This window comes from Streptomyces sp. NPDC127119 (assembly GCF_042677425.1).
GTDB lineage: Bacteria > Actinomycetota > Actinomycetes > Streptomycetales > Streptomycetaceae > Streptomyces.
Window position 1 is genome coordinate 51,342 of the sequence record NZ_JBHXTO010000010.1, and the last position, 13,969, is coordinate 65,310.

The 13,969-nt window shown below is 72.3% G+C and carries 12 protein-coding genes; 6 read left to right on the top strand and 6 right to left on the bottom strand.

Features of this window, described 5'->3' with window-relative positions; genetic code table 11:
* Nucleotides 1-263: 263 nt before the first annotated feature.
* Together ACFVH5_RS07670 and ACFVH5_RS07675 are read right to left on the bottom strand one after the other, a co-directional pair.
* Nucleotides 264-1,682 (bottom strand): HEAT repeat domain-containing protein, encoded by a 1,419-nt coding sequence (locus ACFVH5_RS07670; protein WP_385832638.1) that lies wholly within the window; start codon nucleotides 1,680-1,682, stop codon nucleotides 264-266.
* Between the two features lie 300 nt (nucleotides 1,683-1,982).
* On the bottom strand, nucleotides 1,983-2,375 hold the full coding sequence (locus ACFVH5_RS07675) for an ankyrin repeat domain-containing protein (protein WP_384812087.1): 393 nt from the start codon (nucleotides 2,373-2,375) through the stop codon (nucleotides 1,983-1,985).
* Between the two features lie 344 nt (nucleotides 2,376-2,719).
* On the opposite strand from ACFVH5_RS07675, the gene ACFVH5_RS07680 reads away from it, so the two are divergent.
* Complete coding sequence (locus ACFVH5_RS07680; protein ID WP_041991757.1) at nucleotides 2,720-2,914, top strand: hypothetical protein; 195 nt, start codon at nucleotides 2,720-2,722, stop codon at nucleotides 2,912-2,914.
* 37 nt (nucleotides 2,915-2,951) lie between these two features.
* On the top strand, nucleotides 2,952-4,529 hold the full coding sequence (locus tag ACFVH5_RS07685; protein ID WP_385832639.1) for a hypothetical protein: 1,578 nt from the start codon (nucleotides 2,952-2,954) through the stop codon (nucleotides 4,527-4,529).
* A gap of 233 nt (nucleotides 4,530-4,762) precedes the next feature.
* On the opposite strand, the gene ACFVH5_RS07690 is transcribed toward ACFVH5_RS07685, so the two are convergent.
* Nucleotides 4,763-6,262: a PLP-dependent aminotransferase family protein gene (locus ACFVH5_RS07690; RefSeq protein WP_385832641.1), complete on the bottom strand. Its 1,500-nt coding sequence runs from the start codon at nucleotides 6,260-6,262 to the stop codon at nucleotides 4,763-4,765.
* A gap of 30 nt (nucleotides 6,263-6,292) precedes the next feature.
* Here ACFVH5_RS07690 and ACFVH5_RS07695 point away from each other — a divergent pair, with 30 nt between their 5' ends.
* The 4 genes from ACFVH5_RS07695 to ACFVH5_RS07710 all read left to right on the top strand — a co-directional run bounded on the left by ACFVH5_RS07695 (nucleotide 6,293) and on the right by ACFVH5_RS07710 (nucleotide 9,855).
* Nucleotides 6,293-7,036: a YitT family protein gene (locus ACFVH5_RS07695; RefSeq protein WP_385832642.1), complete on the top strand. Its 744-nt coding sequence runs from the start codon at nucleotides 6,293-6,295 to the stop codon at nucleotides 7,034-7,036.
* Nucleotides 7,033-7,800, top strand: coding sequence for a glycerophosphodiester phosphodiesterase (locus ACFVH5_RS07700; RefSeq protein ID WP_385832643.1), 768 nt, complete (start codon nucleotides 7,033-7,035; stop codon nucleotides 7,798-7,800). Before ACFVH5_RS07695 ends, ACFVH5_RS07700 begins: the two co-directional genes overlap by 4 nt.
* 63 nt (nucleotides 7,801-7,863) lie before the next feature.
* Complete coding sequence (locus ACFVH5_RS07705) at nucleotides 7,864-9,225, top strand: MFS transporter (protein WP_385832644.1); 1,362 nt, start codon at nucleotides 7,864-7,866, stop codon at nucleotides 9,223-9,225.
* 255 nt (nucleotides 9,226-9,480) lie between these two features.
* Nucleotides 9,481-9,855 carry an RNA polymerase-binding protein RbpA gene (locus ACFVH5_RS07710; protein ID WP_003977404.1) on the top strand — a complete coding sequence of 125 codons (375 nt, stop codon included), beginning with the start codon at nucleotides 9,481-9,483 and terminating at the stop codon, nucleotides 9,853-9,855.
* A 234-nt stretch (nucleotides 9,856-10,089) separates the two neighbouring features.
* Here the strand turns inward: ACFVH5_RS07710 and fxsA are convergent, their stop codons facing one another.
* The 3 genes from fxsA to ACFVH5_RS07725 all read right to left on the bottom strand — a co-directional run bounded on the left by fxsA (nucleotide 10,090) and on the right by ACFVH5_RS07725 (nucleotide 13,727).
* Nucleotides 10,090-10,692: an FxsA family membrane protein gene (fxsA, locus tag ACFVH5_RS07715; protein ID WP_385832645.1), complete on the bottom strand. Its 603-nt coding sequence runs from the start codon at nucleotides 10,690-10,692 to the stop codon at nucleotides 10,090-10,092.
* Between the two features lie 83 nt (nucleotides 10,693-10,775).
* Nucleotides 10,776-11,543: a polyprenol monophosphomannose synthase gene (locus ACFVH5_RS07720; protein WP_385832646.1), complete on the bottom strand. Its 768-nt coding sequence runs from the start codon at nucleotides 11,541-11,543 to the stop codon at nucleotides 10,776-10,778.
* 537 nt (nucleotides 11,544-12,080) lie between these two features.
* Nucleotides 12,081-13,727, bottom strand: coding sequence for an amidohydrolase (locus tag ACFVH5_RS07725; protein WP_385832648.1), 1,647 nt, complete (start codon nucleotides 13,725-13,727; stop codon nucleotides 12,081-12,083).
* Nucleotides 13,728-13,969: the final 242 nt, after the last annotated feature.

The window sequence follows — 13,969 nt, forward strand, 5'->3', positions numbered from 1 at the left end:
AGGAACGTCCCATGAGCGTTGGGCTCCGCGGGCCCTCTCATCACGAAGCGGTCACGCTCCGGCGTCCGGGCCCGTACCAACGGGATACGGGCCGACGACGGAACGCTCACACGCCGGTCGCGCACACCGGCGCGCACGGCGCTCACCGCGCCTCTCCACGATCACCGCGCGCGGTCCCACTCCGCGCGCTCGGGGGTCACCGGGCGCGGTCCCACTCCGCGCGCCCCTGGCTGCTTCCACGCGGTCCGACCCGCGGGCCGGTGTCACACGGCGGACGCGTCCGGTCCGATGCGGCTGCGGACCGCGGTCTGTACGTCGGCCTCCTCGGCCGGGTCGGCGGCGAGCCGGCGGAGCTGGTCGACCACGCGGGCGTCCCCGGTCTCGGCGTGCCGTGCGGCCACCTCGCGGGTGGTCTCCTCGCAGTCCCACAGGCATTCGACGGCGAATCCCGCGGCGAAGGAGGGGTCGGTGGCGGCCAGGGCGCGGGCCGCCCGGCCGCGGAGATGGGAGGAGGCGGTCTCGCGGTAGACGTGCCGCAGGACGGGCGCCGCTCCCGCGATGCCGAGCCGTCCGGCGCCGTCGACGAGGGTCCACAGGGTCTGCGCGTCGGGCCCCTCGCCCCGTACGGCCTCGCGCAGGGCGCCCAGGACCAGTTCGCTGTCCTGTGCGCCGCCCCGGCAGGCGAGGACGCGTCCGGCGGCCTCTCCCAGGGCGTCGGGCCGGTGGGCCCAGCCGCGGGCCCGCTGCACGGCGGCGACGCTTCGCATCCGTTCGAAGGCGTCCACGGCGGCTTCCACCACGAGGGGTGAACCGGCGGCCTGGGCGGCCTCCACCAGATCCAGTACGTCGGGATCGTGGCTGTCGGCGAGATAGCGCAGGGCGGTGCAGCGTGCGCCGTCGTCCCCGGTGCGGGCGGCCTCGACGATCTCGGGGCGGTCCTCGGGTCCTGCGACGGCCGTGAGGCAGCGCGCGGCGGGCACATGGAGCGCGGCACCGCGCTCGATGCCCTGCTGGGCCCATTCGAAGACGGCCCGCACGCTCCATCCGGGGCGGGGCCCGGACGGTCGCATCTGTTGCTGCCAGCGATCGAAGGAACCGCTTTCCCGGGCGGCACGCACGCGCGTGCCGATGGATTCACGCGGATCGTCGGCCCACAGCCGCCAGGGCCGCGGCTCGAAGGAGTCCCGCACGACGGCGGCCAGCTCGGCCTCGCCCTCGGGATCGGTGGGGAAGCGGGCGAGGACGGGGGCCGCGAGCGCGCGCAGCCCGGCGTCGTCGTCGCGCAGCGCCAGCTCGTCGAGGGCCCAGGCCCAGTTGGCGCCGTGGGCGGCGTACCGCCGCAGCAGCTCCAGGGCGTCCCGCCTGCCGTACGAGGCGAGGTGGCCGAGGACGGCGAGCGCGAGGCCCGTACGGGACTCGTCGGTGTCGAGTACGTCCGCCGCGTCGAAGAGGTGGGCCTCGATCGCGTCGAGGCCGCCACCCAGGTCGAGGTGGAGACGGGCGTAGTAGAGCGAGCGGTTCTCCACCTGCCAGTCGTGGCGGGGGTCGCTCAGCACACAGTGGTCGAGTGCCGCGAGCGCTTCGGCCCGCGGTGCGGTGAGCGCGTGCAGCGTGCCGTCGCCGCGGCCCCTCTGGAGCAGGCCGAGCAGCGTTCCGCTGGGCGCTATGACCGGATCGAACATGGGAAACAGCCTCACATCAAGCGTCGACGCAACCGGGGTCCTGCTCTACCTGGCCGCGTGACAACACGTCGGGGCGCCCGCCGTTTCCTGCTTGCTGTAGACCATCTTCCTCTGCCTCTCGTCGGTGGCCCGTGCGGGCCGCATCACGGTCCGCGCGGTGCGGCAACACCTGCCCAGCCATCGCGTCCGTGAATCACGACGTCATGATGACCCAGCGGTTCTCGCTGCCGCGACCGCATTTCCGGCGGCCCCGTTCCGCCTCCCCCAAAAAAGCTGTTTCGCCTGGTCAAGGCGGATGGTTCAGTGTGCTCCGAACAGGTCGAGCAGTTCGGCCTTGGCGAACATCCGGGCCGTGTCGACGGCGGACGGCGTCCCCGCCGAGGGGTCCGCGCCCGCGGTCAGGAGGACGCGGATGACGGCGTCCTCGCCCTTGAAGACGGCTCCGGCGAGCGGGGTCTGGCCCCGGTCGTTGATGCGGTCCGCCTCCGCGCCGCGCTCCATGAGGGCGCTCACGGCGTCGGCGTGGCCGTGATAGGCGGCAAGCATCAGGAGCGAGTCGCCGCGGTCGTTCGTGAGGTTGGCCGGAACACCCGCGTCGACATACGCCACGAGCGCCTCGGTCCGCCCCTGCCGGGCCAGATCGAAGATCTTGGTCGCCAGCTCCACGACCTCGGGGTCGGGCGCTTCACTCATCGACGGGACCGCCTCTCACTGGGGGACTCGCACCGCGGGAACGGTGCGACGAAGAACGGGACTGGAAGAACGGGACTGCGGGGACGTGCGGCCATAGCGGTGCGACCGTACGGGTGAATCGCCAGAGTACTGGCTTCGCGGGCACATGACCTGGCCCACGCGAGGCAAAGATCACCACGAAACCGACAAATCATCGAGAGGGCCACTCAGGGACCCCGCCGAGCGGGCCCATCAGGGTGAAATAAGCAGAATTTCACCCAGTTGCACCTTTTATCGTATGGATACATCCTGTGAGCCTGGAAGTACTCATGGTGACTGTCCCCATCGATCCAGGAGAAACAATCATGATCCTGTCCATGTCAGGCGTGGTCCTGCTCGGCATCATCGTCTTCCTCTTCTTCCGCAAGGACGGCCTCAAGGCCTCGCACGCGATGGTCAGCGCCCTCTTCGGGTTCTACCTCGCCGGCACGGCCATCGCGCCGAGCATCACGGCGGGCGGCGCGAGCCTGGCCGGTCTGCTCGGCGGGATCAAGTTCTGACCTCCACCCCGTTCGCACGCACCTCCAGGAGACAGCAGTGGCCCGCCGCCCCCTCCCCCGCATTCTGAGTACCGGCAGCGCGCAGATCGCCCGCAGCAGGGACCTGGCCCGGACGGCCGCCGACAGCGCCACCGACGTCCTCCACCCGCTGATCACCATCAGCCGTGGACTGCGCCGGCTGGCGGCCGCCGGCCGGCGCAAATGGGCGGAGACCCCCAAGGACCGGCGCGGTCCACTGCTGTTCCTGGTGGCCTCGGTCGTCCTGATCGTGGCCCTCATCCCGTACGGGCCGCTGCTCGCCGTCATCAGCCTGATGGCGGCGGCCGCCTGGCAGGGCAGGGACCGCGCCCCGGCCGTGCCCACCGGCCCCGACGACTCACAGAGCAAGCGCCTGGAGTCCCTCTACGAGGCGCTCGTTCCGTACTTCTCCGTCCCCGAGGACCCCGCCCCGCTCTACGCCCACGGCGGCGAGTGGGGCAAGGCCTTCGACGCGTACGAGTTCGACGACACCGGCCGGGTCTCGCAGCTCTCCGTGCGCTACCCCGCCTACTTCCGGGACGGGGAGGCCGACTCCCGGGCCCGTATCGAGCAGTTGCTGCACGCCAAGTCGGGCCGCGGCCGGGAGTACCGCTTCGCGTGGGACGAGGAGAGCAACCAGCTCTCGGTCGCCGTCCTGCCTCCGCTGCCCACCGACATCGCCGCCCAGCGGTTCGTCACGGCACCGGGCGAGACCGTCCTCGGCTTCACCGACCCGGCCGGCGTCCAGCGCACCCTCCCCCTCGACTTCGGCCAGGAACAGCGGGACGTCCCCCCGGTGGTCTGGCGCACCGGCGCGCGCTCCACCGAGCCGCACCTGCTCGCGGTCGGCGGACCCGGCAGCGGCACGACCACGCTCCTGCGCTCGATCGCGCTGCAGGCCCTGCGGCACGGTGACGTACTGATCGTCGAGGGCGGCGGTACGGGCGAGTACGCGTGCCTGACGGGACGCGACGGTGTTCTGGGCATCGAATGCGGTCTGTCGGGCGCGCTGGCCGCCCTCGAATGGGCGGCGCACGAGACGGAGCGGCGTCTCATCACGGCGAACCGGTCCCGGCAGGCGGGGCTGACCCCGCCGGAGGACACTCGGCGTCCGCTGTGGCTCCTCCTGGACCGGCCGACCGCGCTCGGCCATCTCGCGGCGGCCGACAGCCGCAGTGATCCGCAGACGCTGCTCCAGGTGCCGTTGCGTCACGGCCGCGCCGCCGGGGTCACGGTGGTGGTGGCCGAGCAGTTCGACACCGTGGAGTCGCTCGGCGAGGCGGTACTGGGGCACACACGCGCGCGTGTCGTGCTCGGGCCGGCCTCGACGAGGCAGCTCGAAGCGGTGCTGGGGGTGCCGCCGCACACGACTCCCGCGCCCGAGGTGCCGGCCGGGCGGGGGTACGCCCGGCTGGGCTCGGGCCCCGTCCATCGCCTCCAGGTGCCTGCCACGCCGGACCCGTACGACGAGGCGACGAGCGAGACGCATCGCCGGGCGGTCCTGGCGCTGCTCCCGGCGGACGCGCCGCCCGCGCCTCCGGCGGACCCGGTACGCGTCACGTCACCGGGCCAGGTGGGCGTGGCCGCGGAGGGCTGACCGCCGGACATCACGCTGCGGTCCGTCGTGGCGGACCGCGCAGTTCCCGGCGCCCCTAAAGACAACAGATTGCGCAGTTCCCCGCGCCCCCAAAAGCGAAAAGACTGCGCCGTTCCCCGCGCCCCTGATGGGGCGCAGCCCCTTCTGAGGGGCGCGGGGAACTGCGCGACCAGCCACGACGGACCCGCAGCCGACGAGCGAGCCCGGGAGCACCCCGTCTCAACACACAGGCGTCACGCCACAAAGGTGCGGGGCGCCTCCACTCCCCCGTTCACCCCCGTCGCAACCATCCGCGCCGCCGCCCCCAACCGCGCAGCCGCCTCATCGGCCACCGCGCCGCCGACGGTGAACGGAAGCCGCACGTACCCCTCGAAGGCCCCGTCCACGCCGAACCGCGGCCCGGACGGCACCCGTACACCCACCCGTTCGCCCACCTCCGCGAGCCGCGACCCGGACAGACCCCCCGTGCGCACCCACAGCGTGAGCCCGCCGCGCGGCACGTCGAACTCCCAGTCCGGGAGTTCCCGGCGCAGCGCCCCCACCAGCGCGTCCCGGTTCTCCCGGGCCTGGTCGCGCCGCACGTCCACGGCCTGCTCCCAGCCGCCCGTGCTGAGCAGCCAGTTCACGGCCAGCTGCTCAAGGACGGGCGTGCCGAGGTCGGCGTACGCGCGCGCCGCGACGAGACTGCGGATCACGTCGGGCGCGGCACGGACCCAGCCGATCCGCATACCGGCCCAGAAGGCCTTGCTGGCCGAGCCGACCGTGACGACCGTCGATCCGGCCGGGTCGAACCCGCAGACGGGACGCGGCAGTTCGAGGCCCTCGTCCAGATGCAGCTCGCTCATGGTCTCGTCCACGACCAGCACGGTCCCGGCCGACCGCGCGGCGTCGACGAGCTGCCGCCGCTGGTCCTCGTCGGCGAGCGCGCCGGTCGGGTTGTGGAAGTCGGCGACGACATAGGCGAGCCGGGGTGCCGCGTCGCGCAGCACCTGGCGCCAGCGGTCCATGTCCCAGCCCGCGAGCCCCTCGGCCATGGCGACGGGCACCAGCCGGGCCCCGGCCTCACGCATCAGCTGAAGGATGTTGGCGTACGAGGGCGACTCGACGGCGATGCGCTCCCCGCGGCCGGCGAAGAGGTGGCAGATGGCGTCGATGGCCCCCATGGCCCCGGTGGTCACCATGATCTGCTCGGGCATGGTCGGAATGCCGCGCCGGGTGTACCGGTCTGCGAGGGTCTGGCGCAGCGCGGGCAGCCCCGCCGGATAGTCGCCGTGCGTGTGGGCGTACGGCGGCAGCTCCTCCAGGGCGCCCTGGACGGCGCGGGTGAGCCAGGGTTCGGGGGCGGGCAGGGCCGCGCAGCCCAGGTCGATCATGGAGCCGAGGGTCTCGGGCGGCAGGGGTTCGAGGCCGCGCGCGGGCAGGGGGTTCCCGGCCGGTACGGCGGTCCAGCTGCCCGCGCCCCTGCGGGACTCCAGGAAGCCTTCGGCGCGCAGTGCCTCGTAGGCCGCCGCCACGGTGGTGCGGCTGACGGACAGGGAGAGGGCCAGTTCGCGCTCGGCGGGCAGTCGCGCGGCCACGGGGACCCGGCCTTCGAGGACGAGCAGCCGGATACCGTCGGCGAGGGCACGGTAGGCGGGCGGGCGGCGCGTGCCGGGGCCCGCGGGGCGCTCCTGCTGGGAGTTGAGCAGCCGGGCAAGCTGGGCGGCTCCCACCGCCGAAGTCCACTGCGCCATGTTTTCCAGTCCACCTTCCCCGAATTGGCCATGGAAGAGGTTTCTCCTCAAGCCACAGAGTGTCATGGGTCAGTCCACCGGCACCACCGCACCATCTCCAAGGAGCCCATAGTGTCCAGCCCGCCGCCGAGGCGCCTCACTCGCCGACTTCTCCAGCTGTACGTGGGGCTGGCCCTGTACGGAGTGAGTTCCGCCCTCCTCGTGGAGGCGGGCCTGGGGCTTGAGCCCTGGGGTGTGCTGCATCAGGGTCTCGCCGAGCTGACCGGGCTGACGATCGGTGTCGTGTCGATCATCGTGGGGGCCGTCGTCCTTCTCCTGTGGATACCGCTGCGCCAGCGCCCGGGCCTCGGCACGGTCTCCAACGTCTTCGTGGTCGGCATCGCGATGGACGGCACGCTCGCCCTGCTGCCGGACGTGCACGCCCTCGGGGTCCGTGTCCCGCTGATGGCGGCGGGCATCCTGCTGAACGGTGTGGCGACCGGCCTCTACATTGCGGCCCGTTTCGGTCCGGGTCCGCGCGACGGCCTGATGACGGGCTTCCACCGGCGCACCGGCCGCTCGATCCGCCTGGTGCGCACGACCCTCGAAGTGGCCGTGGTCGCGACGGGCTTCGTCCTCGGCGGCACGGTCGGGGTGGGCACGGTCCTGTACGCGCTCGGCATCGGCCCGCTGGCCCAGCTGTTCCTGCGGGTGTTCGCCGTCCCTGCGGCATCACCGGACGGCAGCACGGTCGTTGCCGGAGGGCCATCGGAGCGGGCGATACTGCGCGGGTGATCTCGCGCATACGCCACCCCTACCTCGACCATCCCGGGCCCATAGCCTTCGCCCACCGGGGCGGGGCCGCCGACGGCCTGGAGAACACCGTCGCCCAGTTCCGCCGGGCGGTCGGGGCCGGTTACCGGTACATCGAGACCGATGTGCACGCCACGGCGGACGGGAAACTCGTCGCCTTCCACGACGCGACGCTGGACCGGGTGACCGACGGCGCGGGCCGGATAGCGGACCTCCCCTGGGGCGACGTACGGCACGCGCGCGTGGCGGGCGCCGAACCGGTCCCCCTCTTCGACGAGCTCCTGGAGACGTTCCCCGACGTCCGCTGGAACGTCGATGTGAAGGCGGAGCCCGCGCTGCTCCCCCTCCTCGATCTGATCCGCGCCACCGGCTCCTGGGACCGCGTCTGCGTCGGCTCGTTCTCCGAGGCGCGGGTCGCCAGGGCCCAGCGCGCGGCCGGCCCGCGGCTGGCCACCTCGTACGGCGTCCGGGGAGTCCTGGGGCTGCGCCTGAAGTCGTGGGGTCTGCCCGCCGCGCTGCGGCGCTCGGCGGTCTGCGCGCAGGTTCCCGAGGCCCAGTCGGGCATCCCGGTGGTGGACCGGCGTTTCGTGTCCGCCGCCCACGCGCGCGGGCTGCAGGTCCACGTGTGGACGGTCAACGAGCCCGAGCGGATGCACCGGCTTCTGGACCTGGGAGTCGATGGCATCATGACCGATCACATCGAGACGCTGCGCGGGGTCCTGCGGGACCGCGGCACCTGGGCCTGAGCGGTCCCGGCACACCACGCGGTACGCCCTGCACAGGCACGACACGGGGAAGCGAGGGCACGGGTGGGCACCGACACCGTGCGGGAACGGGCGGCCGACGGGGCCGCCGAACGGCGGCGCGAACAACGCGGCTGGTACTTCTACGACTGGGCCTGCTCCGTCTACTCGACGAGCGTGCTCACCGTGTTCCTCGGCCCCTATCTGACCTCGGTCGCCAAGGCCGCCGCGGACGCGGACGGATTCGTGCACCCGCTGGGGATACCCCTGCGCGCGGGCTCGTTCTTCGCCTACTCCGTGTCGGCGTCCGTGATCCTGTCGATCTTCGTGATGCCCCTGGCGGGCGCGGCGGCGGACCGCAGCGGCCGCAAGAAGCCGCTCCTCGCGTTCTCGGCGTATCTGGGCGCCGCGGCCACGGCGGGCATGTTCTTCCTGGACGGCGACCGCTATCTGCTGGGCGGCCTCCTGCTCATCGTGGCCAACGCCTCGCTGGCCGTGTCGATGGTGCTCTACAACTCCTACCTGCCGCAGATCGCCCCGCCGGAGGAGCGCGACGCCGTCTCGTCGAGGGGCTGGGCGTTCGGCTACGCGGCGGGCTCGCTGGTCCTGGTGGCGAACCTGGTGCTCTACAGCGCCCACGACAGCTTCGGCGTCTCGGAGGCGATGGCGGTCCGCATCTGCCTGACCTCGGCCGGCATCTGGTGGGGCGCCTTCACGCTCATCCCGCTCAAGCGCCTGCGCGACCGCCGGACGGCGGACTCCCCGGCGGGGTCGCCGGGCACGCCCGGACGCGGCTGGCGCCAGCTGGCGGCGACCGTGCGCGACATGCGCCGCCAGCCGCTCACGCTCGCCTTCCTGCTGGCGTACCTCGTCTACAACGACGGCATCCAGACGGTCATCTCACAGGCCTCCGTGTACGGGTCCGAGGAACTGGGCCTCGACCAGTCGACGCTGATCGTGGCCGTGCTGCTGGTCCAGCTGCTCGCGGTGGCCGGGGCGCTCGGGATGGGCCGACTGGCCCGCACGTACGGCGCCAAACGGATCATTCTCGGGTCGCTGGTCGCCTGGACCCTCACGCTGGCCGCCGGATATTTCCTGCCCGCGGGAGCGCCCGGCTGGTTCTTCGTCCTCGCGGCGGGCATCGGGCTGGTCCTCGGCGGCAGCCAGGCCCTCTCCCGGTCCCTGTTCTCGCATCTGGTACCGCCGGGCAAGGAGGCCGAGTACTTCTCGGCGTACGAGATGAGCGATCGCGGCATGAGCTGGCTGGGGCCGCTCCTGTTCGGCGTGACCTACCAGCTGACGGGCAGCTACCGGGACGCGATCATCTCGCTCGTGGCCTTCTTCGTCCTGGGATTCGTGCTGCTCGCGAGGGTTCCGGTGCGCCGGGCGGTGCGCGACGCGGGCAACCCCGTTCCGGCGAGGATTTAGCGCTCAGCGCCAAAGGGCGGTAGTGTACGCGTTTGGCCTGCCAGGCGTACCGTTACTGCGCGTCAAAGATGCCGCAACACCGGGTGACATCTGCTGTCAGATGTGACAAACCGGGCGCAGGTGGGTACAACAACGGGCGGCTACGACGGCGACGCATGTCCCGGAGCGGGAATCTTTACCGCCGACCGGACGTTGACCGGATGACGACGACAGCGACACCTGTCCTGTGGGCGACAAGCCCGGGAGGCACGATTCATGAGTGAGCGAGCTCTTCGCGGCACGCGCCTCGTGGTGACTAGCTACGAGACGGACCGCGGCATCGACCTGGCCCCGCGCCAGGCCGTGGAGTACGCATGCGAGAAGGGCCATCGATTCGAGATGCCCTTCTCGGTGGAGGCGGAGATCCCGCCGGAGTGGGAGTGCAAGGTCTGCGGGGCCCAGGCACTCCTGGTGGACGGCGACGGCCCTGAAGAGAAGAAGGCCAAGCCCGCGCGTACGCATTGGGACATGCTGATGGAACGGCGTACGCGAGAGGAGCTCGAAGAGGTCCTCGAAGAGCGCCTGGCCGTGCTTCGATCCGGAGCCATGAACATTGCGGTCCACCCTCGGGACAGCCGCAAGTCCGCGTAGCCCTTCAGGGGGCTGAGCGGCATACAACGCACGCACGCGACCGCGGGCGCCGTGTCTTCGGACACGGTTCCTGCGGTTCTGTGCGTTTGCGTGGAGCTCGGGGGTTCTGGATGGGTGCGGGCCCGCTGTGGCTGGGGTTGCGCAGTTCCCCGCGCCCCTGGGTATCTCAGCCCCTCCGGCGTTTGAGGAGCGGGGGTTCGGGGGCGGAGCCCCCGAGTACGTGGCCCCCGGGCCTCAGCCCGTCAGGGGCGGGCGTGAGCCCTGGTTGTTCTCGTTCTCGCGGTCGCGCGGCGCGTCGTCGCGAATGACCTCGCCCTGGACGACCTTCCCGTCGGGACGGTGAATCCGGGCCTGCTGGAACGCGCTCCCGAAGGACCCGGAAGCCTCGCGCACCTTCCGCTCGAACGTCCGCTCCGCATACCGCGAGAGCGCCTTCTGCACCGGCGGCACCAGCAGAAGCAGCCCGAGCGCGTCGGAGATCAGCCCCGGCAGCATCAGGAGCAGCCCGCCGAGCATCATCAGGCCGTTGCCCTCGGAATTGGCCCTGCCCTCCGGCAACGCCCCGCTCTGCTGCTGTTGCAGCGTCTCGCTCAGCGCCCGGAAGGCCCGCCGGCCGGCCCGCTTGATGACCACGGCGCCGAGGACGAACCCACCGATCAGCAGCAGGAGCACCGCGAAACCGCTCGCCGCGCCCGCCACCACCGTCAGCAGCCAGACCTCCAGCACGAGCCACGCGGCCACGCCCAGGGGCAGGAACCTCAGCAGTCGTGAGCGCCGGGGCCGACGAGAGGTGGAGCCGGAGGCGGAGGAGGGCGGGATCGGTGCGCCAGTCGTCATGCCTCCAGTGTGCCTGGCCAGGGCTCAGTACGGCATAAAGCGTAAGGAGGGGGTCAGCCCGGCCTGTGCGACTGGGAGGCGGCTCAGGGCTTCTTGCGCCCCAGCACGCGTCCCGCCCGCTCCCCCACACCCCACGTGGTGACCCGCCACAGCGCCTCCACCAGGATGTCGCGGCTCATCTTGGAGTCGCCCAGTTCCCGTTCGACGAAGGTGATCGGCACCTCGACGACGTGACAGCCGGCCCGGACGGCCCGGCGGGCCAGGTCGACCTGGAAGCAGTACCCCTGCGAGGCGACCTCTCCGAGGCCGAGGCGCTCCAGGGTCTCGCTCCGGAAGGCCCGGTAGCCGCCGGTGACGTCACGGATCGGCACGTCGAGCAGGACACGCGAGTACAGGCTTCCGCCGCGCGAGAGGAACTCACGGGATTTCGGCCAGTTCACCACGCGGCCGCCCGGCACCCAGCGGGACCCGAGCACGAGATCGGCGCCCTTGAGCGCGGTCAGCAGCCGGGGCAGTTCCTCGGGCTGGTGGGAGCCGTCGGCGTCCATCTCGACCAGGACGCCGTATCCGTGTTCCAGGCCCCAGCCGAAGCCGGCGAGGTAGGCGGCGCCGAGGCCCTCCTTGCCCTTGCGGTGCAGGACGTGGACGTGTTCGTCCTCGACGGCCAGTTCGTCGGCGAGCTTGCCGGTGCCGTCGGGGCTGTTGTCGTCGGCGATCAGGACGTGCGCCGCGGGTACGGCCGCCCGCACCCGGCCGACGATCCTCTTGATGTTCTCCGCCTCGTTGAAGGTCGGAATGATCACCAAGGTCGTGCCGAGCGGACCGAACCGTCGCTCAACGCCGTCGTTCACAGCTTCCCCTTAAAACTTCCGTGCGAGAGGAGCACCACCATAGCGAGCGCCACTCTTCCCGCAGGTAAGGCGCCGACTTGAAAAGTCGCACAACGGGGTCGTACGAGGGAAAAAGGGGTCGTACGAGGGAGCGGAACTGCGGGATCGGGGCCCGGCGCCCTTCGGGCCGACCTGGGACCCGCTGGCTGCGGGTCGACCGAAAGCCGTTGTCTACTGAGCGGCCGGGCCCCACCCGGGTCACACCATCCGGCCGGAACGTTCCCTCGCCCCGTGGCGCGGACGCTGGGCCTGGCTCCCAGTGGTGGTGCGCCGGTGCGGCACACCACCCCTGACCCAACTGCGCTGCGGCGACTGCGCGGAAGTTCACCGGCCGGACGTCCGGTGGTGGACCCGGCCGAACCTACCGGCCACCTGCCGCTCACTGTCAACAGTCGTTCCACCTGCGGTTTTTCCGAGAAGTACCTGGTCAGCGCCGAGGATGCGCAGGTCGCGCGACAGCCCGTCGGACCATGATCCCCACCGCGCCACCCCGGGACATCACTCGTCCGGCCGTACGAATACGGTTCGACCGTCCACCACGGTGCGCAGACAGACGGGCAGGTCCGCACCGGGGGTCAGGTCGGGCAGTCCCGGGGTTCCGGAGCGGGGGTCGGTCGACCAGCGGGCCACCCGGTCGTCCGGGGCCTGGACCACGAGTTCCTCGGTGCGCCACACCGCGTAGTCCGCGGGCGCGCCCGGCACCAGGGACCCCGCGTCGTCCCGTCCGACCGCCCGCCAGCCGCCCCGCGTGTGCGCCGTGAAGGCGGCGCGGACGGACACTCGGTGTTCGGGCGTTCGATGGAAGGCGGCGGCGCGGACCGTGCCCCAGGGGTCGAGCGGGGTGACGGGGCTGTCGGAACCGAAGGCGAGCGGTACGCCGGCGCGAAGGAGGGCGGCGTAGGGGTTGAGCGTACGGGCGCGCTCGGCGCCCAGACGCTCGGCGTACATGCCCTCCTCGCCGCCCCACAGCGCGTCGAAGGCCGGCTGGACGGAGGCGGTGAGGCCGAGGTCGGCGAAACCGGCGATCGTGTCGGACGTGAGCATCTCGGCATGCTCGACGCGGTGCCGGGCGGCCCGTACGCGGGCCAGGCCGACCTTCTCGGCGGCTGCGCGCATGCCGTCGACCACGGAGGCCACGGCGGCGTCCCCGATGGCGTGGAAGCCCGCCTGGAGCCCCGCCTCGGTGCACGCCACGACATGGGCGGCGACGGCGGCGGTGTCCAGGTAGGCGGTGCCCGTGTGTTCCGCGTCGGTGTAAGGACCGTGCAGACAGGCCGTGTGCGAACCGAGGGCGCCGTCCACGAAGAGGTCGCCCGCGGCGCCGGCCGCCCCCAGGGCGCGGGCCTTCGCCACGTCCTGCTCGGCCCAGTAGCCGACGACGCGGGGGCCCGACTCCTCGGCGGCGAGCCGCAGCAGCCCGGTGAAGTCGTCCTCGGAGGAGATCTCGGGGCCCGCGCACTCGTGCACGGAGCCGATACCGAGCGAGGCGGCGTGTCTCAGGGCCGCGCGCTGGGCCTCCGTGCGCTGCGCCGGGGTCACGGCTGCGAACGCCGCGGCGCGTACGGCGTGGTGGGCGTCGCGGGTGAGGGGTTCGCCGTCCTGGAAACCGGCCGCACCGCGGACGCCCGGTGTCATGTCCAGCAGGGCCGTGGTGGCGACGGCCGAGTGGACGTCGATCCGGCTGAGGTAGAGCGGACGGCCGCCGGTGGCCTCGTCCAGCTCGGCGCGCCCCGGGGGCCGTCGCTCCGGCCAGCGGGAGGCGTCCCAGCCGTGGCCGAGGAGCACCGGGTCGGCGGGGCGGGAGGCGGCGAAGTCCCGTACGCGGGCCAGGGCGTCGCCGAGGGTGCGGGTGTCGGAGAGGTCGAGGCCGGTGAGGGCGAGGCCGGTGGCCGTGGTGTGCACGTGCGCGTCGGTGAACGCCGGGGTGACGAGCGCCCCTTCGAGGTCGACCACCTCGTCCACGCCGTCCGAGAATGCGTCGGCGGCGCCCTCCGAACCGACCCAGGCGACCTGTCCGCGCTCCACGACCATCGCGGTGGCGAACGGGTCGGCGGGGCTGTGCACCTCACCACCACGCAGCAGCACGGTACGGGGAGCCCCTGGGTGAATACGGTCCGCCTCGAATGCGGTGGTGCTGTCGCTCATACCGACAGTCTCACCCCTGAGCAGGACACCCCGGCGCGCGGGCCCCGTCAGGGGCGCTCTTCAGGGGCGCCTTTCAGGGGCGCGGGGAACTGCGCGACCAGCCACAACGGCCCCGCAGACACCTCACGCACGCGCGGCACCCACCCCTCAGGGGCGCGGGGAACTGCGCGAACGGCCCCCACCGGCCCGCAGACGCAGCACACACCCCGACCAGCAGGCCCGCGCCCAGCGAACCCCCGCCG